18 protein-coding genes are annotated in these 22,200 nt (G+C 47.9%); 9 read left to right on the top strand and 9 right to left on the bottom strand.

Going from position 1 to position 22,200, the window contains the following annotated elements; all coding sequences use genetic code 11:
* Positions 1 to 16: 16 nt before the first annotated feature.
* From QUB61_RS10400 to QUB61_RS10385, 4 genes are all read right to left on the bottom strand, one after another.
* On the bottom strand, positions 17 to 2,272 hold the full coding sequence (locus tag QUB61_RS10400) for a heavy metal translocating P-type ATPase (protein ID WP_333129938.1): 2,256 nt from the start codon (positions 2,270 to 2,272) through the stop codon (positions 17 to 19).
* Positions 2,273 to 2,594: 322 nt separating this feature from the next.
* Positions 2,595 to 2,795: a heavy-metal-associated domain-containing protein gene (locus QUB61_RS10395; RefSeq protein WP_333129941.1), complete on the bottom strand. Its 201-nt coding sequence runs from the start codon at positions 2,793 to 2,795 to the stop codon at positions 2,595 to 2,597.
* 551 nt (positions 2,796 to 3,346) lie between these two features.
* Positions 3,347 to 4,222 (bottom strand): DNA adenine methylase, encoded by an 876-nt coding sequence (locus tag QUB61_RS10390; protein ID WP_333130914.1) that lies wholly within the window; start codon positions 4,220 to 4,222, stop codon positions 3,347 to 3,349.
* Between the two features lie 88 nt (positions 4,223 to 4,310).
* Positions 4,311 to 4,448 carry a hypothetical protein gene (locus QUB61_RS10385; protein WP_333130916.1) on the bottom strand — a complete coding sequence of 46 codons (138 nt, stop codon included), beginning with the start codon at positions 4,446 to 4,448 and terminating at the stop codon, positions 4,311 to 4,313.
* 50 nt (positions 4,449 to 4,498) lie between these two features.
* Here QUB61_RS10385 and QUB61_RS10380 point away from each other — a divergent pair, with 50 nt between their 5' ends.
* The 3 genes from QUB61_RS10380 (at position 4,499) to QUB61_RS10370 (ending at position 6,356) form a co-directional block, all read left to right on the top strand.
* Positions 4,499 to 4,702 carry a DUF751 family protein gene (locus tag QUB61_RS10380; protein WP_190745103.1) on the top strand — a complete coding sequence of 68 codons (204 nt, stop codon included), beginning with the start codon at positions 4,499 to 4,501 and terminating at the stop codon, positions 4,700 to 4,702.
* Positions 4,703 to 5,112: 410 nt separating this feature from the next.
* Entirely contained in the window at positions 5,113 to 5,505 is a 393-nt protein-coding gene (locus QUB61_RS10375; protein WP_190745100.1) for a PadR family transcriptional regulator, read from the top strand.
* Positions 5,506 to 5,822: 317 nt separating this feature from the next.
* A complete protein-coding gene (locus QUB61_RS10370) occupies positions 5,823 to 6,356 on the top strand; it encodes a cofactor assembly of complex C subunit B (protein WP_333130918.1) in 534 nt (177 codons plus the stop codon).
* 325 nt (positions 6,357 to 6,681) lie between these two features.
* Here the strand turns inward: QUB61_RS10370 and QUB61_RS10365 are convergent, their stop codons facing one another.
* The gene (locus QUB61_RS10365) at positions 6,682 to 7,005 is read right to left on the bottom strand and encodes a DUF3155 domain-containing protein (protein WP_006635576.1); all 324 of its coding nucleotides are present in this window, start codon (positions 7,003 to 7,005) and stop codon (positions 6,682 to 6,684) included.
* Positions 7,006 to 7,401: 396 nt separating this feature from the next.
* Here QUB61_RS10365 and QUB61_RS10360 point away from each other — a divergent pair, with 396 nt between their 5' ends.
* On the top strand, positions 7,402 to 8,787 hold the full coding sequence (locus tag QUB61_RS10360; RefSeq protein ID WP_333130920.1) for an ATP-binding protein: 1,386 nt from the start codon (positions 7,402 to 7,404) through the stop codon (positions 8,785 to 8,787).
* Positions 8,788 to 8,815: 28 nt separating this feature from the next.
* Complete coding sequence (locus QUB61_RS10355; protein WP_333130922.1) at positions 8,816 to 9,505, top strand: hypothetical protein; 690 nt, start codon at positions 8,816 to 8,818, stop codon at positions 9,503 to 9,505.
* Between the two features lie 111 nt (positions 9,506 to 9,616).
* Here QUB61_RS10355 and QUB61_RS10350 read toward each other — a convergent pair whose 3' ends face one another.
* Positions 9,617 to 14,485 (bottom strand): CHAT domain-containing protein, encoded by a 4,869-nt coding sequence (locus QUB61_RS10350; RefSeq protein ID WP_333130924.1) that lies wholly within the window; start codon positions 14,483 to 14,485, stop codon positions 9,617 to 9,619.
* Between the two features lie 321 nt (positions 14,486 to 14,806).
* On the opposite strand from QUB61_RS10350, the gene QUB61_RS10345 reads away from it, so the two are divergent.
* Positions 14,807 to 15,034 carry a hypothetical protein gene (locus QUB61_RS10345; protein ID WP_333130926.1) on the top strand — a complete coding sequence of 76 codons (228 nt, stop codon included), beginning with the start codon at positions 14,807 to 14,809 and terminating at the stop codon, positions 15,032 to 15,034.
* A 54-nt stretch (positions 15,035 to 15,088) separates the two neighbouring features.
* Positions 15,089 to 15,283: a hypothetical protein gene (locus QUB61_RS10340; RefSeq protein WP_333130928.1), complete on the top strand. Its 195-nt coding sequence runs from the start codon at positions 15,089 to 15,091 to the stop codon at positions 15,281 to 15,283.
* Positions 15,284 to 15,472: 189 nt separating this feature from the next.
* Here the strand turns inward: QUB61_RS10340 and QUB61_RS10335 are convergent, their stop codons facing one another.
* The gene (locus tag QUB61_RS10335; RefSeq protein WP_333130930.1) at positions 15,473 to 15,751 is read right to left on the bottom strand and encodes a hypothetical protein; all 279 of its coding nucleotides are present in this window, start codon (positions 15,749 to 15,751) and stop codon (positions 15,473 to 15,475) included.
* A 220-nt stretch (positions 15,752 to 15,971) separates the two neighbouring features.
* Here QUB61_RS10335 and QUB61_RS10330 point away from each other — a divergent pair, with 220 nt between their 5' ends.
* Positions 15,972 to 17,546, top strand: coding sequence for a nucleoside transporter C-terminal domain-containing protein (locus tag QUB61_RS10330; RefSeq protein ID WP_333130932.1), 1,575 nt, complete (start codon positions 15,972 to 15,974; stop codon positions 17,544 to 17,546).
* 189 nt (positions 17,547 to 17,735) lie between these two features.
* Positions 17,736 to 18,341: a DUF3318 domain-containing protein gene (locus tag QUB61_RS10325; protein ID WP_333130934.1), complete on the top strand. Its 606-nt coding sequence runs from the start codon at positions 17,736 to 17,738 to the stop codon at positions 18,339 to 18,341.
* Between the two features lie 85 nt (positions 18,342 to 18,426).
* Here the strand turns inward: QUB61_RS10325 and QUB61_RS10320 are convergent, their stop codons facing one another.
* Both QUB61_RS10320 and QUB61_RS10315 read right to left on the bottom strand, forming a co-directional pair.
* Positions 18,427 to 19,692, bottom strand: coding sequence for an SUMF1/EgtB/PvdO family nonheme iron enzyme (locus QUB61_RS10320; protein ID WP_333130935.1), 1,266 nt, complete (start codon positions 19,690 to 19,692; stop codon positions 18,427 to 18,429).
* Entirely contained in the window at positions 19,689 to 21,833 is a 2,145-nt protein-coding gene (locus tag QUB61_RS10315) for an NACHT domain-containing protein (protein ID WP_333130937.1), read from the bottom strand. The genes QUB61_RS10320 and QUB61_RS10315 overlap by 4 nt, the downstream gene beginning before the upstream one ends.
* Positions 21,834 to 22,200 lie beyond the last annotated feature (367 nt).

The following is a 22,200-nucleotide window of genomic DNA, read 5'->3' as shown; positions in this document are numbered from 1 at the left end:
TCTAATTCCTCCAAATTTATGCACGAGATTTGGCTTGAAAATTTCGCAATCGCAAAGCATTAGTAACTACAGAGACTGAACTGAAAGCCATTGCTGCACCGGCGATAATTGGATTTAGCAGCCAGCCAAAAATGGGAAACAAAATGCCCGCCGCGATCGGTATTCCAGCGATGTTGTAAATAAACGCAAAAAACAAATTTTCGCGGATGTTCCGCATGGTGGCGCGGGAAAGTTTAATTGCTGTAACTATGCCTTGCAAATCTCCAGAAATTAAGGTAATGTCGCTGGCTGCGATCGCCACATCGGTGCCGGTGCCGATCGCAATTCCCACGTCTGCTAAGGCCAAAGCCGGTGCATCGTTAATCCCGTCTCCCACCATCGCGACAATTTTTCCTTCCCCTTGCAGGGCTTGGATTTGAGCTGCTTTTTGGTCGGGTCTAACTTCGGCAAAAACGCGAGTAATGCCCACGGATTGGGCGATCGACTCCGCAGTCGCGCGATTATCTCCAGTCAGCATCGCCACCTCCAAACCGAGTTTTTGAAGTGCTTTCACCGCCTGCGCTGACGATGGTTTGAGAGCATCCGCAATGCCCAGAATTGCCTCTATTTTGCCTTCTACAGCCATCCAAACAACCGTTTTGCTCGCAGCTTCCAAAGCTCTGCCGCGCAGTTCCAGATATTCAGTATCGCAGCCTAGTTCCTGCATCCACCTCAGCGTTCCCAGGGCGATCGACTTTCCGCCTACAACCCCTCGAACACCACTCCCGGCGATCGCCTCAAAATCCTTAACCTCCGTCAAATTAACCTCTTGAGATTGAGCGTACCTCACAATAGCTTCCCCCAAAGGATGCTCCGAATTGCGCTCGACAGACGCAGCCAATTGCAGCAACTTTAACTCATTGCTGTTCGCCGTTCCCCTAACTGTCACAAAATCAGTTACCGTCGGCTTGCCTTCTGTGAGAGTTCCAGTTTTATCTAACACAATAATTTGGATTTTGTGAGCCAATTCTAAACTTTCGGCTCCTTTAATTAAAATCCCATTTTCTGCACCTTTACCAGTTCCCACCATCACAGCAGTCGGAGTCGCTAAACCCAAAGCGCAGGGACAGGCAATAATCAGCACTTCCACCATTGTCACTGTGGCTAGAGTGAAGTTTCCCGTCGCGTTAAACCAGATAATAAAAGTAGCTAAAGCGATGGCAATTACTGCGGGAACAAACCAGCCAGTCACTTGGTCTGCTAACTTTTGAATCGGTGCTTTTGAACCCTGTGCGTCCTGCACCATCTTGACAATTTGAGCTAAAAATGTATCTTTGCCAACTCTTGTCGCCCGAAACTTGAAGCTGCCAGTTTTGTTAATTGTGGCTCCGATAACTTCGTCGCCAAGCTGCTTTTTAACGGGCAAACTTTCTCCTGTAACCATTGCTTCGTCTACTGTGGAAGAGCCTTCAATAACATCTCCATCTACGGGGATTTGCTCGCCCGGCCGCACCTGCACGATGTCGCCAATTTCCACTTGGGCGATAGGCACTTCCAACTCTTCCCCGTTGCGAACTATCCGAGCAGTTTTTGCTTGCAAACCCATGAGTTTGCGAATGGCTTCGGAAGTCTCTCCCTTCGCCCGATTTTCTAGGGTTTTCCCCAACAAAATTAAGGCGATCACGCTGGCGGCTACTTCGTAGTAAACGCTAGGAGTCAAACCTTGGGTTGTCAATAAACCGGGAAAAAATGTCACAAATACAGAATAAAAGTAAGCAGCACTCGTACCCAAAGCAATCAGGGTATCCATTGTTGCTACGCGCCGTTTTAGGGATTTCCAAGCTCCCACATAAAACGATCTTCCGCACCAAAATTGTACGGGTGAGGTCAGCACTAATTGCAACCAAAAATTGTGCAGCCATGCGGGAATAAATGGCAGATGCAAGCCGGTCATGGCTGGAATAGCGCCCACAACTAGCAGGATGCTTATGATACCTGCCGTCCAGAGTTTCCGCTGCAAGGTTTGAGATTCCGATTTGCGATCGGCTTGTTCGGAATCATCCTCTGCCGCCGCCATTTCTTGAAGCGGCAAAGCTTGGTATCCCGCAGCATCAACAGCCGATTGAATTGTTTCTAAGTTGGTTTGCTTGGAGTCGTATTGGATGGTTGCTTGTTCCATCCCAAAATTTACATGACACTCAATTACGCCGGGAACCGATTCAATTGCTTGTTCGACAGAGGAAGCACAAGAAGCACAACTCATGCCCCGCAATTTAAGTGTGAGATTGTCCATAGATGCCCTCCTAAGTTATAAATTTACCTTCTGCCTTCACATGACCGAAAGCATCCAGGATACAAGCCCCCGGATTCATTCCTTCGCAGACTCAGGACCCAGAAATAAAAAACCTGTATCCGATAAACTTGCCCCCGAATTTATCCGTGGGGTCAATGCTTCAATTCTTTAATCTAAAATCTAAAATCTAAAATCGATTGACCTCGCCTAAATACGGATAATGTGCGACGTACTCCTGTCGTGGAGAATCAAAAATTTTAGACTCTTGTTAAATCTCCCAGATTCAAAGCTGCAAGTAAATCTAAAATCTAAAATCTAAAATCTAAAATTGACTTGCTGGATAGCCAGCAGATGCGATCGCTTTCCTAACTTCACTTTCCGACTTAGCGGTTTGAATCCTGACCAATTTGGTCTTGATATCCGCCTCAACACCAGCGGCTGAGTCAATGGCTTGGACTGCTTTTGTTATTGTATTCGCACAAGCAGAACAAGCCATCTTAGGAACTTTTAGCTGTAAAGTCATAGTTTGAACCTCAGCAGAAACTACTCTGCTCAATAAATGAATTAACTCCATTGTAAAGTCTCCAGTTCACTGGAGAGTCAAGTGATTTTAGATTTTAGATTTTAGATTTGAGATTGAAGCATTGACCCCACGGATAAATTCGGGGGGCAAGTTTCATCGGATACAGGTTTTTTATTTCTGGACGGATGAATCCGGGGGCTTGTATCCTGGATGCTTTCGGTCAATCGATTTTAGATTTGAGATTTTAGATTAAAGAATTGAAGCATTGACCCCACGGATAAATTCGGGGGGCAAGTTTCATCGGATACAGGTTTTTTATTTCTGGACGGATGAATCCGGGGGCTTGTATCCTGGATGCTTTCGGTCAGAGCTTTCACACCGCAGCGCTTTCCAGCGCTTTCCTCAAAGCGAGATCGGAGAAATGCTAATTGCACCCTCGCACTCCTCCTCAAAAACGCTTTTTACTCTCATTGATATCCTCCCTTTACGCAAGGAGGCCGCCTGCGGGGCAACCCCCGCGGTTGCCCGTACAAAATCTGCTTAACTGTTGATTAAAATGAACATATTAATAATTCCTTGACTTTGCCGCGCTTGCCACTATTAGAATTAATTCCCCTAGATGCTGATATTTCTATTAATTGGGGAAGAGAATTTATGGGAAAAGCGTGACTATCGCTGTAGATTTTATGGATGAAATCGCAGTTAGAATTAGACAGCATAACTTTCACGCCGCGTTCTGGAAGTTCGGCAAAAATATCTCTCAGTTTAAGCTGTTCTGATTCTGGAAAATTATCCCGGTTGTAAGCCGTAAAGTTACTCGTGGCACTGATAGGATAATAAGGCGGGTCAAAATAAACAAAGTCTTCGCGGCTAGTAGCAAAATCCAAAATTTCATCGAACTTTCTCACTTCAATTTGAGCGCGCGCGAGTAAAGATGAGACAGATCGCAATAACTCTGGTTGACAAATGTTAGGATTTTTGTATCGACCTATCGGAACATTAAATTCACCTTTTGAGTTTTCTCTGTAGAGGCCGTTGTAACAAGTTTTATTTAGGTAAATTAGGCGTGCTGCTTTTTCTGTATCTTTTTTGTAGGAGCGCGATCGCACCCAGTAATAATACTCTTTATTGTCCTTCCTGTGTTCTGACTGGTGCTCGAACAAAAGCTCAATTAGCTCCTCAACTTTATCCCTGACACAGCAATAGGCATTAATCAACTCAGGATTAATATCTGTTAAAATAGCTTGCAAAGAAGGGTGCTGTTGTGCTAAGTAAAAAAATACGGCTCCGCCGCCCAAAAAAGGCTCGTAGTAAGTGGTGAACTTTTCAGGGAAATAAGGTTGATATTGTCCAATCAACCTAGTTTTACCTCCAGCCCATTTCAGAAAGGGACGTGGCAAGACGAAAGAAGGTGCGGAAGCAGACATTTATCTAGAAATAACGGCCCTATAATATCTATCACAACTAGAACTCAATAGAAATACTTCTGAAGTTGTTACCGGAGGTCGGGTGGCATTAAACAGACAGTGCCCGATCGAGCGGCGAAAAGTTTTCGTTAGAATTATATATGTCAGCTAAGCCTAGGCAAAAATGCCCGATCGCCCGATCGGCAGATTTAGCTCCGGCTGTGCCAAAATTGTCTAACTCGCTCACAAGTGTTACCAGTCAAAGATCGAGCTGTGACACTTTACCCCACCAAGCTCATGCAAGATTTTATTAATAACGTCTCTCGCTACCCCCGCTTTTTCATTACGATATGCCTGGGAATTTTCTTTTTCCTGTTCGAGCGACTCAGACCCCTGCTCGATCGACCGGCAACTGCGATCGCCCTGATTAGTTCGATCGTAGCGACTTTTGTCTTTCTAACTTTTACACTGCGCGCCATGTTAGGTCTGAGTTTGGTTTAAAGCCTGCGCTTGAGCGCAAACATCAACTGCTCTCTCAGACAAGCTAGAGCGCAGAGATGAGGCCGACAAAGGGCTCCGGGAAGTTGCGAATTTTTAATTTTCAGTTAAAACACCAACTCCGGAAGTAACTGCCAAATTTTGTAGGCGATCGCACACTTGGCAATAGTCGCTGCGATAGATTGGAAGAGGAAAAAAATTGCGCTAGTTAGGCCAGTGATCCTCAACCTTGGGGCAGGCAAACATTACCGAAGTGCAGGACAAGCGTTTGGGGCGATCAACATTCACTGGGGAAATACTGCACCTCTGTTTCCTCGGTGTCCCACTTAATCCTTAGGAAGCGGCATCCCCCGCCCCGCTTTCCTCTCCCGTTAACCTGACGGTATCACGAGAGTTTCCAGCGGACAAGACAGATGAAGTTTGAACATATCTATCAATTTTTTCAAGACCCCCCTCCTGTTTATCTAAACAAGGAACTAGCAGTGTGCTACATTCTCTCGGTGTTATTGCGCGGAGATTCCTACGGTACAGAACTCATCGGACAACTAGAGAGGGAATTCCCCATCTACCGACTTTCTGATACCGTGCTCTACAGCGCTCTGAAATTCCTCGAGGATGAAGCCGTAATCACCGGTTACTGGAAAAAAGTAGAAGGACGCGGCCGCCCCCGCCGGATGTATCAAATCCTCCCTGAGTGGCGGCACCAAGCTCAAGACCTGGCTCGTCTCTGGCACGAGTACATCGGTCAGGGAAACGGCGCGTCAGGGCGTCGGCCCCGCGCCTTAGAAACTGGTCAGACGGGTTAACCGAGTTTGAATCGGATGCCTAAACCCAAGAGAAGCTGGCGCTACTTGCAAAGCGATTTGCCCGATTGCCTTCGCTTTGCTCGATCGCCGCACAGCCATTAAAGCATCTACACGGCTCGTCAGGACTTACGCACGGTCACTTGAGAATTAGCGACGAGGTAGAGATAGGGGAATTTGGTGATGGGGAGAAAAACGCTTTGCTACAAAGCTTTCTGCGAATTTTGGTAAAAAAGTGTCTGCGTAAGTCCTCGATCGCTTTCGTATGTAAAGTTCTGTAAAGTAATAGTAGATCGTTTCAATTACACAAACTTCTACCGATGGATACTGCTGTTCTTCCTTCAACCTTTGTGCTGACGCTGCTGCTGGCTGTTGGCTTGTTTTTCTTCATCAAGGCCTCGGTCAAAGATAGAATCGAACAAGTCAAGCTTGCTTCCGAGAGCGCCCAAGAGTCACTGTTAACCCAGCTACAAGAGTATTTTGCTTCTAGGGCTTACCGAGTTGCAGCCGTCGATGCCCCCAACTATAAAGTCACGTTTGAGGGTTTTGTCAGGCCTAGTTGGTTTCTAGCTATTTTTTTAACTCTGCTGAGTGCAGGCGGCGCTCTGTGCTTGGGACTGGTCTTGGGAATGCTAGTTCCCCAGCAGGGTCAAGTTTTCCTAGCTTTGGTACTGCTGTCGCCGCTGGCGGGGGTATTTTACTGGAAAAAAGCTGGACGCTCTGAGCAAGTCTCGCTCAAACTCGAATCAGTTGCTGAGTCGGGAAGCCAAACCAAGAGCTTTGTTACTGTCAGAGCTCACCGCGATGAACTAGCAGCCATGCAAAAAGCTTTAGATTTGAAACCGCTTGATTAAAAGTTTGGCACGGAACGTTTTTTGATATGCTAGATGCCGTACTTAGACTTCGAGCTGACAAACCGATGACTAAAGAGCCGCTCTCTCGTTGGCTGTTTGTTTGAGTGACAAAACAGGCAAAAAAAACCATTATCGTGAAAGTGCCAATTGTGGCGATCGCCCGCGGCAGCGATCGAGCCTGTTGCGATGGCTCCTTATACCCTAATTCCTAAGGACTTTTCGCAGAAATTTCAGTTGGCACTCTCCAGACAATGAGAACTCTAGCGCTTTTGTTAAAAGAGTTAGAAAAACATTGCTGTCAATGTTTTGAGCTCAACATTTTGAGCTATGCGCGGCTGGCTGACACCACAGGAATTTTTTCTGTGGTAGCTTCCAACATCACCTTTAAGCTGGGAAACAAGAAATGGTTCTCTTCTACGTATTGGGCTCCAAATAAACCTTTTTCAGCCCAGAAGTATCTGTCAGTGGTATGCTCGTTACGCTTGACTAACAGCAAAGCTGGGGGAGCAATGCCTTCGGCATGGATGAACTTGCGAGCCGCTGTTACGGGTTTATCTTCGCCGCTCTCGATGCTATATTGAGGCACACACTCTAAAATTCTTCGTCCTTCTTGTCGGCGGCGACTCTTGCGTTTGCGTCTCCTGGCCAATTTCTTTACCTCCTCTGTGAGCAGACAGTATGAGCAGACAGGTTGTAATGATAGCTACCAAATCCGAGGTCAGTATATCCGTTCTCGCTCAAAAGTTCAACTGTTTTTAATATATCGACATAATCTTAACATTGGTGCCGATCGACAAAAGTGTAGCGGTTGTGGTATCGCCGGCGGCAAGTTCCGGCAAGAGCCAAGAATCCGGGAGCTGTGGAAGCCGACCGCACCCGGATTCCGGGCAATTTTGGTTCATTAAAGCCCCATGCCTTTAACATAGCGACCTTCTATCACAGCGAAGATACCTGAAATCTAGAAGTCTCTCATCTGTAAAAGGCTGCCGATCGGTTGTAATTTACTTAGAATTTCGTTAGATATCTTAATGTGGCGCTCATGTTAATGCCAGCAAGTTCAGAATTTGTCAAGCTTTGCCGATCGCAGGTGGCGATCGCCGTCAGTTTGGGCGCGACATTCAGCGCGGTATACCTGACACAAGAGCTGGTAGAAGGCAGCGAAGCAAAGTTGGTGCCGATCGCGGTTTACCCAGAAATCTCAGTCGAATCGGAAGAAAATCAGGGGTTGAGGTTGCAATCTTGCGAAAGCTCGACAGTGAAACCGGTGCCGCGACTGCTGGCGCCGCCGGTTCTTCCTGTGGAAGAATCAACGGTGGGGGCGATCGCACCCGAGGCGCTTGAGGGTAATGAGGGCAGTTCCCATCAGTGCCAAGGCCCGGAGAACGTGTGGCAGCAGCGCCGGCAAATTGTGACGCCTCTGATACACGAGGGAGCTATCATGGGACTCCTGGTGTGCGGTCGGCAAGACAGGGCTTGGAACGAGCCAGAGGAGGCTCAGATGCAACAAATTGCTCGCACCTTAACCCTAGCCTGCATTTTAGACCAGCGATCGCAGTGGATGCACAAAGAATTGGGTTCGAGTCGGCAAATCCAGGCTCAGGTTTACGACACGATGCACAATTTGCTGCATCAGTTCAAAAGTCCGCTGACAGCGTTGCGAACTTTTGGCAAGCTGTTAGCGCGGCGGCTGGTACCCGAAGACAAAAACCGCAATGTGGCTTTTAGTATTGTCCGAGAAAGCGATCGGCTAGAAGAGTTGCTCGGCCAGTTCGATCGAACTGTTGACACCGGCGAAGCACATCTCAAACTGCCATCGGGCACTTCAGAAAAAGCCAGGTCCAATGTGGAATCAATCCGGCATTCTCCTCTGTCGCTATCACCGGCTGCCAATTTGCAGGAATCCTGTTTTGTGGCAGAAGTCTTAAAACCGCTGTTAATTTCCGCCGAGGCGATCGCATCTGAAAGACATCTGAAATTGCTAGCCGACCTGGAGGCGGATTTGCCGCCAGTCTCAGCGAACGATCGAGCTTTGCGCGAAGTTTTGAGCAATTTAATTGACAATGCTTTGAAATATACCCCTGCCGGCTGCCAAATTTATATTAAAGTCAGGTACAAAGCAGCGGAGGGCGATCGGGCAGGATACAGCCAATTGCCTGCGATAGCAGTTGCAGTCAGCGACACAGGTGCCGGCATTCCTCCCCAGGATTTAGAGCATTTATTTGAGCGGCACTACCGGGGAGAAAAAGCGCAGACAGAAATTCCCGGCACAGGATTGGGTTTGGCGATCGCCCGCGATTTAGTCCGCCAAATGCAAGGAGAAATAGAAGTATTTTCCCCAGTCAATCCTGAATGGCTGCCCTCTCTCGAAACTCATTTATATCCAACCGATCGCGGCACTACATTTGTGGTTTGGCTGCCGCTGAATAAGTAACGATCTCTATTGCTTAGAGACATTTTTTATGAAGAATCTACCTTTAGTCGCTCACCTTCCCCGATTTTCAAATTTTTTAGAAGCTTTCAAAAAACACTTTTTTAGTGTACCGTTTTTAGCTGCTTTCAACACTCTGACTGTTCTGATTTTGGGCGGGCTGAGCGTATACGGCAAACTCAACAACCAGGGAGACGGAGTTGCACGTTTGTTTAGGGATCCTTTTAATTTCGTGTTCCCTTACGAAGGCATTTTAACCGGAGTTTCAGAAGTCCTGTGGTGCATCCCAGTCGCAATTTGTGCATTTACTTTCGGAGTGTTGCGCCAGAAATATCCACGCAGTCGATCGGGGATATTCTTATTTTTTAGTGCTTTACTACTGGGAGTTTTTTTCCTGGATGACAGGTTTCGGATGACTTTGATTTTTTCTACTTTGGGAATATCTACGAAATTAATTTATTTGTGTTATGGTAGTGCTGTTTTCCTTTACGGAGTTAAGTTTTGGCGATCCATCAAAACCACTCCTTACCTGTCATTAGTCACAGCATTCCTATTGTTGGCTATCTCGCGGTTTGCGGATTTTTTACCCTTGCCAAGTGAAGGAGCACACGAGATATTAGAAGATGGCACTAAATTATTAGCTCTTCTGAATTTAGCCATGTATTTTTGGCACGTATGTCATCAAGAAGTTTGGCGGCATTGGCAGAGGGAAGATAGTTAAATTCACGCCTAGATGATATTACGAATTACCCAATACCCCTTGCCAACAGCACGATACGGAAGTCACGGATAGTAAGATAGCTGTTTTTTCCTTATTCCTTCAAAATCCCCATTACCAAGGATTGCCAATCATTGTAAAGGCGGCCCAATAATAAGGATGCAAAAGCACTCGATCGCCCCGCGCTGCAATTTCCGGAGGCAAAGTTAGAATCACAGATAGCCCTTCGACTCGCAACTTCCCGTCTTGAATCCGCACGCGCCCCCGCAGCATCTGCAATTGTGCCCGCCGCAAAGCCTCGGCTTTAGTCATCAAATTGCCCTCACGTCTCGGCATCCGCAACTGTCGGTAAAACTCCGTCATCAGCCCCAAAGTCCCCTCATCGCTGACTTCCCACAAACTCGCCAAAGCCGATTTAGCACCGCTAGCTACCGCCAAACCCGCAAACCCCAACTCCGCCTCTTCGTCGCCCAAAGCGGTACTGCACGCGCTTAAAACTAACAGATTCACCGGCGGTTCATTCCACCGCAACTGCCGCATTTGATCTATGCGCAATTTAGTATCCCACAACTGAATGTAAGAATTTTTCGGTTCCCCTGGCTGGAATTCGCTGTGAGTTGCTAAGTGAATGATTCCAAAATGCCGATTTGCCCGCTGAGCTTGCAAATTCCCGAGTGTAAAATCTTGATTCAAAAATGATTTTCCTTCTGAGGGCGGCGCGATCGACTCTAACTCCACCGGTACCGCTGGTAATGGTTCTTTATCTTCAAATACCGACGCCCCCATTGCCAAAATTTCATCATCCGCAATATTGTCGTAGCGAATATCAGTCAAACTCAGACTCGGCATCACGCTAAGGCTGTATTTCTCAACTAAAAATTGTTTACCATCGTGAAGGGCCGCAAAGGGCACACTCCGCAAACCTGCTGCCGGAATTACAATTAAATTGTCAATATTTAAAGCTGCCAATTCTGCGGCAATTGGCGCAATTAACCAGCGATAAAGTTTTTGAGCCGAATCCAAATAACTAATGCTGCTTCTTCTTCTGGGATTAGTTATTTCGGTTTGCAAGGCGTCAGCCAATTGCAACACCTGCCACCGCGTTGTCGCCGAAACTAAAACGCGTATCGGTTGAGCGTTAGCTGTGACTAACACTAATTCTAAATGCTCCCCGTTAGGAACATCGGAAATTTCCTTGCCCTGCGGCGACAACCTCTCCCCCAACTTATCTTCTAAGGGGCGAGGGGGCCCGGAGTTGAGTTTTTTTCTCACAGGCAATAGATTAGATAAATCGGCACTTGCCACCAGCACAGAACCATTTTCTTTGGCGGCGGCTGCATCCGAGCTGCTGACCCAGTTCATATAAATAATTGCCGATTGTACCCCGGTAATTTCTTCGTTTTTGCGAAGAGTTTCGTAAATTACCGATATATTAGTAATCGCGGTTTTGGCGGGAAATTCGAGATATTTTTCATACTCGCGACTAAAGGTTTTCTCAAATTCTAAAACTCCCGAACCTGCCGGATCTGAGCTGCCAGAAGTAGCGAAAATACCCAGGCTAATGGGGGAATTTTTGTCTCGAGTTGGCGAGTTCAATTCTAGTTGCAAAGATGCAGGAAGTGACGGCGCAGGATCGGGATTTACGGGCACTAGAGGCGGTTCGGGAATTGGTTCGGGAATTGGTTCGGGAATTGGTTCGGGAATTGGTTCGGGAATTGGTTCGGGAATTGGTGCAGGAACTCTTGGCGCGCCCGGTGTAATTAGGGAAATTTGATTTGGTAAACTTCCCTGGGCGTAAGTTTCCCCAAAGGAAAAACTGGGCAAAATGGCGTTTCCCGCGCCAGCATTAATGCTTCCTGCGGTTCCATTGTCGATCGCGCCGCCAACTATAAACGGTCGATAGATACCGCCTCCGTGGCGAATTGCGATCGCCCCCGCCCCCGCACCTCCGTTCGTAGAAATACTGGAAATATTGCCCGATATATCATCATTGAAAACATTGTTCGATCGAAACAAACCGAGGGTTGTCACATCAACGCTGCCGCCAGTGCCGCCAGTGCCGCCTCTAGCGTTGATAAAACCCAACTGAATGTTACCAGTCGCGCTCAGGGAGACGTCCCCGCCGTTTCCGTTTGAAGTGCTGCTGGAGTTGACATCGAGAGCCGAAATCCCCGCTCTCGAAGTAAGGGCAATATTTCCGCCGATCGCTCCCGAAGCGTTCAAAGCTCCCGCAGTTAAAGGGCCGGCATTGCTTTTGAGAGCGATCGCGCCGGATGTTCCCGCCGCCGACGAGTCGATCGCACCTGCAGCAACAGTATTTCCCTCAACCAGAATGCTCCCACCGTTCGAGGTAATATTGCCCGTCCGAACCTCGCGGCTTGCTTGCAGGTTCACGCTGCCGCCATCCGTCCTTAAATTACCTTCTAAGAGGACATTTCTTGCCTCGATATCGGCTCCCAAAGTCGCGGTGCTGTCCCCCCCGAAGCGAGCGGCATCTCGGGCGTTAACGCTCAAACTGCGCGCTGCTATTGTGGAAGCAGCCGTCACGTTAGCAGCGTCAGCCGAGAGCAGGCCCAACCTCTGATTTTGACCGACTCTGCCGCCAAAAGTAATGTTGCCGCCAGCGCCCAGCGTCAAATTATTTGCTCGGCCCGGGGTGCTGTCGAGGGTATTGGCAAAAGCGATATTGCCGGTAGCGGCGGCTAGGGCGGCGCTGCGATTGACTGTGACGGCCGTGTTGAAAGTCATGTCGCCCGATGTCGCAATATTGCCCGAAACCTCGCTACTGCCGGCGTTGACAGTCAAACTCGCCAGCGGTGCAGCTTGACCGACTGTACCGCCGAAGTGCACTCGCCCAGCGTCTAGTCTCAGGGCCCGAGATCCGTCTAGGCTACCGGAGAACAGAATGTTGCCCCTAGCTTCTGCGATCAAAGCCACGTCAGCATTGAGGGATGCGTTTCCTGTAAAAGTGAGATCGGCGCCGGATGTCGCAATGTTGGCGCCGAGAGCAGTTTGGGGCGCGTCGAGAGTCAAGCTAGCGCTGCCGGTTGTGTTGAGGGGATTGTCGATCGCGATCGAGCTGGCTTGAAGTGTCAGCGGGCTGTTGAAGGTAATGGGTGCGACGATCGCGATCGACGAGGTGCTACCGTTTTCGCGCCCGATCGCGATCGAACCAAAATCCCCCGCCAAAGCGCCGAGATCCGTTGCCGTCAAGTCCAAAATGCCCAAAATATCGCCGGTGCCACCGATCCGAATTCGTCGGCTGTCGTTGGGCTGCAAGCGAATTGTTCCCCCCGCACTGCTTGCGGAATTGCTGCCGCCTCTCAAGTCTATGCCGTTAGCAGTCAGAGCGATATTGCCGCCGTTGGCATTAAGTCCGCCCAGAGAGATGCTGCTGGCGAAAATGTTGATGTTGCCACCTTGAGTCTCGATTGAGTCCTTGGGGTCATTGACATAAAACACTCGGCCCGCTCTAAATGTTACGGTGTCTCCGGTTCTCGCTTGCAGGGAAAGTTTGTTATCGGGCAAGTTTTGGAGGGTGAGGTTGCCGGGGGTATCTAGAACCACGTTGCTACCGGCCGTCATCTGTTCCAACTGCACTTCTGAGATCGATGTTTCCTGGGCTTCTGGTGCTGATTGAAGTTCCCCGCCAGTCGATCGCGCGCTGGTGGATCCGTTACCGCTGACGATCGTAATATTTGCCGGATCGAGCCACAAATTGCCGATCGCACCGTTAGTCGCGCGGGTATCGACCTCTCCTTGGAAAGTTAAAGCATTTTTGCCGGAAACTTCTACTCTTCCGCCGTTACCTGCTGCTGTGCCCCCGCGAGCAGTAATATTGCCCAAGAAGCGAGTTGTATTGTCTGACCAAATTACCGCAGTGCCGCCATTGCCGCGGTCGATCGCGTTTGCTGCGATCGTAGAATCAGGACTAACGTATGTTACCAGTGCGTTTGGCACGGTTTCCATCCCCCGCCAACCGCCTCCGACACGCACAGTACCTCCGCCGTCGGTCCCGTTCGCATTGATATTTGCGCCGAAGAGTCCTACTTTTTCACCTAAAATATTAACTGTGCCGCCCGCAATGCCAGAAAAAGCAAATACGTTGACAGAACCCGAGACGATCGCACTTCCGGCAACTGCCGGCACTGTTTGGCCGCCAGTGAGTACCAATTGACCTTGTTCGTTAGTCGTTAAACCTGTGGCTGACGCTGCGCCGGAGCCCGTCAGCAACTGAGGCAAAGAAACCGGGGCGATCGCCGATTGTTCTGACTGCAAAGGCGGAGTTATTTCTAAACTCAATAAGTTACCCGTTTGACTGACCCGGACTGTCTTTTCTCCCGGAACAGCAGCCACTGTAATTTGGCCGCTTGGAGCGGATAATTGTCCTGTATTAATAACGGTGCCACCGAGCAAAGTTAAACTTTGCCCGCTGCCAACTGCCAAGTTTCCCGCATTGACAATTGCACCGACTTGTGAGTTATTAAAATTAAATTGATTGGGATTTCCCACTAAAGCTTTGTAATCATTAATTCCGGTCGAATTAAACCAGCCGTCGCCGAAACCCATACCTGTAGCCGTTGTCGCGAAAAAAGACCCCGGCACGTTTAATCTAGCATTTTGACCGAAGACAATTCCCGCCGGATTCATTAAGAATAAATTCGAGTTGCCGCCGCTTACAGAAATCAGACCGTTAATGACGGAAACATCGCCGCCGGAAATTCGCCCTAAAATATTTTGAATATTGGGATTAGTTAGAAAATTAGCAATTTGACCTTCGCTGAGATTAAATTGGCTGAAGCTGTGAAACAGATTTGCCCCGTTTCCTGACAGTTGTCCGCCACTAATGTCTGTGCGGTTTTGCTCGGACTTAACAACAGTATTAGTGCCGTCATTTGCAGGAACGACAGGTTGCGCTCGAACTGCTAGGGGTAGCAGCCACAAACCTAATGTCAAAATTAGAGCCGAACGAAAATAGGTCATTAGTTATTAGTCATTAGTCATTAGTTATTAGTCATTAGTCCTTAGTTATTAGTTATTAGTCATTAGTCCTTAGTTATAGCGGTTCGATCGCGTGGTGAGGTATGCCCGCGGAGGCCTATGCCCACGGAGGCCTATGCCCTATGCCCTATGCCCTATGCCCTATGCACGTCGGCTACCTCATGTTACTGAGAAAGGCTATATTAGTCATTAGTCATTAGTCATTAGCCGGAAAGAAGAGGGAAGTCAGAAAAGCCAATTCCCGATTACCAATTTAAATCTATTGTAGTTTTGATTTTTTTTGAGCAGTAATGTTCCGCCCAAGTGCCAATAAACTTAAAAAGGTCGATCGAACACCGCCACCGCCGGAGGTCGATCGAGCTTGCAGGCACAGGGCATCAGTCGATCGCCCTCCAAAACCAGCCGTTGCCAGAATGTCGGAAATACAATGCAGATTTTATATTTATCTGCAGCCGGTGTCTTGACAAAATGCCCCTAGAGTCCTATGATTGGAACACTGATTGGCTGGGACGGCAAAAACCCACAAAATAACTGGCTTTTCTAATAAAGTTAAAAACAAAATATTGATGGTTTTAGAGACCAACCATGCAAAGTCAAACTTACTCATTTCTAACTGAACAAATAGTAGAGCGGATATTTTCGTCAGGCGAACTTACTCGCGATGACAGACAGCGAATTAAGTCAATGCTTTTAAATGAGTCGATCGGCGAAAATGAATTGAGCTTAATTGAAAGAGTCATGGAAGGCGTAGTCAAGGGAATACTTGACGTGCTCGATTAGTTTAGAAGTGGCCCTCACCTATCTAAATGTAGGGTGCGCCGGGCCGCGCACCTTACCCTAATTTTAAATATAGCAACCGCCAAGACGGTGAGGACATTCTTAATCGCTGAAACCATTGCTATTACCGCTTCTTCCTTCTTCCTTCTTCCTTCTTCCTTCTTCTATAAAATCGAAAATTCTGTCACCGTTCTAAAAATCATCATCGGGGCCCTCATCGGATCTTTCATCGCGACGCACCAGTTCAGAAGGAGGCCTATCGTTACTCCAGGCCCACCACACGCCGTCGCACTGGCAGCGGTAAAATTCTTGCCACTTGCGGCGGTTGAACTCGGTGTATACTGGCGATCGGCGATTAATCCAGACCTCAGCGGCATCCGTACAGCTAGCGCCGCACTTGGGACAGCAAAACTCATTAGCGTGAACCGCCGTCGCAGTCCATTCAGGAGGATGTGGAGCAAAAGCTTCCATGTGTTAGAGTTTCTATCTAAACTGCTGGTAATTACGGCAAATCAAGGGTTGCGAAAGATCCGCAGACTTGGGAATGACCTAAGCAATGACATAAGTACGCTGTTGAGTGCGTAATTCATCTGCCCGTTATTTTTTTTAACATTTGCCGTCAGATGAATAGTATAACTGATGTGGTGCAAACCGTCGATCGGCATTCTGAACTATTTCAAGGACTAGGCTCATGTCTATCTACAATCTTATCTCGTTTCTGGGCATCTTTGGCTTGTGTGCGATCGCCTGGGTTTTTTCAGAAAACCGCAAAGTTCAGTATATACCTTGGCGCGTCATCATCTGGGGCATTGGCCTGCAATTAGTCTTAGGATTTTTAGTATTCCTGTTCCCCCCTACTCGCATCGCCCTAGAGTGGTTTACTGGCTTACTGGATGGAGTATTCACCGCTGCTGACGCTGGAGCGAGATTTGTATTCGGGAGCAATGTTGTACCGATACCTGGTAAAGATCCGGCAGTTAATTTAGGATATATTTTTGCTTTTAGAGCTTTACCGACAGTCATCTTTTTTTCTGGCCTCATGGCCTTGCTATACAACATCGGCGTGATTCAAATTATCACCGAATTTTTTGCCAAAATCTTTTATAGAACAATGCGGTTGAGTGGCGCGGAAGCCCTCAGCGGTGCGGCTAATATTTTCGTAGGAATTGAAGCGGCAATTGTCGTCAAGCCTTATTTGCCGAAAATGACTCGTTCGGAACTTTGTGCAATCCTCTCTTGCTGTTTTGGAACCGCCGCTTCTTCAACTTTAGCAATTTATGTTAGTTTTCTCAAGCCAGTTTTTCCCAATATTTTAGGGCATTTAGTTTCAGCTTCAATTATCGCCATTCCCGCTTGTTTTGTCCTCTCCAAAATCTTAGTACCGGAAACAGGCGTACCCCTGACAATGGGCGGCATTCCCAAGGAAGAACCGAAGCCTAAAGGCAGCGAATTTGTGGGCGAAGAAATTTCCGAAATGGAGGGCGCAGAATTGAAACAAGAGACTGTGGGGGGAGAACCCATCGAACGAGTCAGCCCTTTGGATGCAGCAATTGTTGGCGCCTTGGACGGTGTAAAAATGGCGGTAGCCATTGCCGCTGTTTTGATTTTAATCTTGGGCTTAGTTTCCTTAATCAATCAATTCTTTGGCTGGCTGGCAATTTTGCCAAGTCCAATTGGTGACTTGTTCAAAGTTGTCACCTTAGCCAACATTATGGGAGTCTTATTTTATCCCCTGACGCTATTAACAGGAGTTCCATTAGACGACTCTTGGCAAGCGTCAGTAATTATCGGTCGCAGGTTGTTAGAAACAGCGATTCCGCCCTATCAAAGTTTAGCAGAAGCGGGGGCAAAAGGACTGGTGAGCGATCGTACAGTTTTAATTGTCAGTTACGCCCTTTCCGGCTTCGCCCACCTCGCCTCCGTCGGCATATTTGTCGGCGGCACGATCGCTCTAATTCCATCCCGCCGCAAAGACATTTCCGAGCTCGGTTGGAAAGCATTATTTGTCGGCACCTTAGCTACAATGATGATCGCTTGCATCGCCGGCACATTTGACACCGGAGACGCCAGCATTTTAGGCGCTAAGACAGCCCCTGCTGCACCGCTAACAGCCCCTGATTCTCCCAAACCGCTGCCATCCCCAGCCACGAATTCAAAGCCGTCAGTTGCCCCAGCAATTCCCAGTCCGAAGCCTTCACCCAAGGCCGAAAAAGCGGCTCCGAAAGCTCAAGAATCTCCCAAATCTGACTCCAAGAAAAGCCCTTAAATGAGCTGCGGGAAAAGGACACGGCAATGCCGTGTCCCTACAGATTAGACTCAAATTGCAAGCATTCCGAAACTATCTAGAAATTATCTGCGTTTATCTGCGTTTATCTGCCTTTAATCTGCGGTTGACATATTAATAAAAATTTTATGCAATAGGTCTAATAACCAACCACCAATTACCCAAAAAGTTATGAATCCCGAACCAGAAATTCGCCGCCTGTTAGATGTGATGCCCGCTTCCGGCCGCATGATGTGTAAAATTATTAATAAGCCACAACAATCAACGGTAATTGACTGCGATTTTCCTTTGCCTTGGAATCAATCTCGCCCGATTTATATTAATTTTGATTGGTGGCGGCTGCTTTCTAAGCCGCAGCGGGATTTACTGCTATTGCGGAATGTATGTTTTCTGTGCAGTTTTAAGTGGTTTAAACCGGATATTTATCAAGGTGCGGCTCTGGCGGGAATTGTCGGGACTGTTGTAGAATTGTTGCAGGGAGATGCGATCGGCACTGCGATCGCGGGCGGTTTGACGGGACTCGCCATGACTCGAATTTGGCGCGACAACCGCAGTTCCCAAGTAGAGTTAGATGCTGACGAAGCGGCGATTAGAGTAGCGGGAAGGCGCGGTTACAACGAAGCGGAAGCGGCCGGACATTTGCTGGAGGCGATCGAGGCTGTGGCGCAAATTGAAGGGCGCAGTTTGGATTTTAACGAATTGATTCGGTGTCAAAACTTAAGGGCGATATCGGGTATTTCGACGGTGGGCGTGCCCGATAGTGTCAGGCAAGATTAGAAAATACTATTTCACAAACAATCCTGTGTTCCGCAGCCAAAGGACACAACAGTGTTGTGTCCCTACTATCCAGGCGCTATATCTGCTACTCAACTCTTTCCCTGACAATCCGAATACTCTCCCATGCTGGCATCCGACCCGCTTGCCGCTCATCTAGTAATACCAAGTAAACATAAATTGGGTAGATTTCATTGAAACTCTCTAGATACTTACTTCTAATAGCTTCACTCTCTTGACGGCTTAACTTAATAGTATTGAGTGCCTCTTTATTTTCGGAGATTACCTCATAAGTTGCTGACAAGGCATGATAGATAACAATAACAAAAAGCAGTAGGAAGTATAAAAGCAGGAAATCATTCGCTTCGCTTGCTTCAACAGCTTTAATTTTGGCTTTGAGATCCCGGTCGCGGTCGGGGTAGAGGTCGAGGACGCGGTTGCGGTCGGGGTAGAGGTCGCGGTCGCGGTCGCGGTCGATGACGCGGTTGAGGACGCGGTAGAGGTCGCGGTCGATGACGCGGTCGAGGACGCGGTAGAGGTCGGGGTAGAGGTCGGGGTAGAGGTCGTGGTCGCGGTCGCGGTCGAGGACTCGGTTGAGAACGCGGTCGAGGACTCGGTCGAGGATGCGGTAGAGTTCGCGGTCGATAACGCGGTCGAGGATGCGGTAGAGGTCGCGGTCGAGGACCCGGTAGAGGTCGGGGTAGAGGTCGCGGTAGAGGACGCGGTCGAGGACCCGGTAGAGGACGCGGTCGAGGGCCCGGTAGAGGTCGCGGTCGAGGACGCGGTCGCGGACGCGGTCGAGGACGCGGTCGAGGACGCGGTCGAGAACCCGGTAGAGGTCGCGGTAGCGGACGCGGTCGAGAACCCGGTAGAGGATGAAATCGAGGACGCGGTCGAGGTCGCGGTCGAGGAGCAAAACTTTAGCTAAATTCTGTTGCCAAGTTTGCTTCTGTCCAGTTTCTATGCCTGCAAGGATTCGCTGTTCTCCATCAAAACACCAGCATCCTACTTGTTTTTCTGTAACTGGATACTCCTCTACTTCAGCTAAAGTTGGAAGTCTATATTTAAATATTGGTACAGATTCCTTCTGAGTTAACCATTCACAAAACTCCTCAGCATCACTGAACCTTACTCCAGTAATAGGTTTTTTGGCATCTCCTGGTGGAAATCTGTAAGTTGTCCAATGGTCAGGTTGGCGATGTTCATCTGCTTTCAGCCTCTGATCAATAAAAAGCTGATATTCGGCGCAGGTGATGTAACTCATGTCAATTTCGACATTCTCATCAATCCGCAGTAGCTTTTGCAGGCGCCTGGATAACAAAACATTAGCTGCTAAGGTGAATCTTTCTGTCATCGACTTTCCAAATCTGCGTTTAACCTTTGCTCCAGTTGTTGCCGAACGTCTGGATTTACACTCAACCCCTCCTCCAAACAATCATAGGCGAGTGCCATTACCTCAACGGATGGAGATGGCATCCCCAAGACTTTACGAATCAGATTGCTAGCATTACTCTGCGCTGCATAAAGACGGATAGTTTCCGCCCACCAGGACTTGTTAATATTTCCGATTAACAGACTCTCTTGGTTCGATTCCTTAATCTGAACCGCTGCTAAATATTCCTGGAAACTCAAGTGAGCAAATTCATAAACGCCTACTTCTTTTTCCACTAACAACGCACTCACATCCTGAACTTGTTGAATAAATTCCTCTGGATTCGCCCCACTGCCTGCTACATCTGCCAATGTGTCTGTAATCCAATCAATTCCCTCGGATAGGTTGAACTCACGAGTTTTCTGCTGCATTAATTCAAATGCCAGCACTTGCAGAACAGATTGCTTTTGCGTCGCTGTTAGCGCATCCGCAATATTTTTAGCCCTTTGTCGCCTTTCTAGTAAAACCTGGCAAATTTCTTTGTAAAGGTCAACCCGTTTTCCGGGCAAGGCACTACCGCGACGGTGAACTGTGGCAATCATTGTTAGCAGCAAAGGATTCACCGCCATGTCCGCCAGAGGTTTGCTATTCTTAATCCGCTTAATTAAATCATCAGCTTTTTCTTTAGCGTCTGCCCGTACTCTCGCATCATCTTGTCCAGGGTGACTTATTACCTCTGTTTCCAAATACCAGCTACGAATAAACTCTTCCGTTTGTTTCAGGTTAAATGGTTGCACTTCTAAGACAGTCACATATTGTTGCAACCGCGCAGTTTTATAGCCAACAGGTCGAGAGGTTAAGATAAAAGGCGTATCCGGGTATCTCTGCATCTGTTGGTCTACCCAACGACTTACTTGCTGGCGCTGGGTTTCATCTGCCACTTCATCCAATCCATCTAACATGACCAAACATTTGTTTTGACGTATTTTTTTGGCAAACCAGTTAGGCGGTGGATTCTCCAGTTCATATTTTTGCTGCTGCTTCTGTACCTGCTGAGTAATTAACTCTGCCAGAGTGAGTTGATTATTATTCACAATTTCCTGACGCACATCTCGGAGATACAACAATATCGGAATCAGTTTCGGCGCTTTCGGATGCTTTTTCCGCTGTTGCTTTGTAGCATAAATCTGCGTTAAATATCTCAAAAGGGTAGTTTTCCCGGAACCGGCTGCGCCCAAAACTGCCATGCGCCGAAATGCCGGCTGCTTATCTATTTCTGCTAAAAAATTCCAAATTTGTGTTTCATTTGAGTTATTTGTTTCATCCTTGGGTGGCTGAATCATTTTGTGACTTGTATTCGCTGCCTCTGTTACAGCAATTTTGAGTGGCACAAATACCTTTTCCAAGTTCAGGGTCCGGTCTGTATCCAATCCCTGTGTTTGATAGTCTCGACAGATATAAGTCAAACCCTTGTAATATTGCCGCTGAAAAGATGAGGTAAAATCTTCAAATTTATTCCCAATCCCGTCTGCAAAACTAATTGCAAGTTGCTGTCTCTTTGCCCTAAACTTCGGTGCAAGCTGGTTCGTAACTGGGATGAGGAACTTGATGGCATGGATAAACAGCATCAAAATTACAGTCAGAACCAAAGCCAAAAACCCTGCTGTCCATTCGCCCCTCAGTATGAAATACAACGTTACCGCCAGTCCCAAACCGGGCGGCAACCATACCAACCTGTTCTGCCATTGTCTCGGTAAAAGCAGTACAGGCGGGAGCACAGTCCCCAAGCCAAACAGAATGAGAGATGTATAAAAAACTGCTGGGTTGAATTCGGCGGCTACGTGGTTCCCCTTCAAGAGTGCGAAAAGGATGCCACCTCCCAGCAGGGGTAAAAAACCAAGAACCCAATTTTGATTTGCAGGCGTTGAACTCGGCTGAGACTGACTGGATATAGCACCGAGGATAAAAAGTGCCAAGAGACACACTACTGTCAGTATGATTATGATAGGGTCTTCAATTTTTAAGTCCTGTTTATCGGGCAGTTGGTTGATCAGCCAACCCAAGAAACCATTACTGAGTATCAATAGCAATGGTAGCAGCCAATTTTGTATAAATCTGGACATACGCGATCGCACTTAAAAGCTTGTTGTTTCCCAGTTTAGGCGATCGTAGCGATCGATCGTTAGCAATAGGTGTTATTTATGGCTGATGTGCGATATTTGCGAAGTAGATTTGGCGATCGCCCGCTGCTTCAGTTAGATTCAGCCTACTTTATAAAAATATCCGCTTTACCAAATTGTATTGACACTCGATATAACTGCATAATTATCAGCTACGGCACGCAACATTAAAAATCCTGCCTGGGAAAATTCGCCCATTTTTACCCGCGAACTTCATCTATTTCAGCAGCCGATGGTGCAATTCCCAAATCAGCCCATAAACCCCACAATTAACTTCCAGGCTCTTCCTGGGAACCGATGTCCAGAGGCT

Origin of the sequence: Microcoleus sp. C2D2, from assembly GCF_036702495.1 — a bacterium.
Classification (GTDB): domain Bacteria; phylum Cyanobacteriota; class Cyanobacteriia; order Cyanobacteriales; family Microcoleaceae; genus Microcoleus.
Note: the sequence above shows the minus strand (reverse complement) of the source record. Positions and strands in the feature narration are given on the sequence as shown.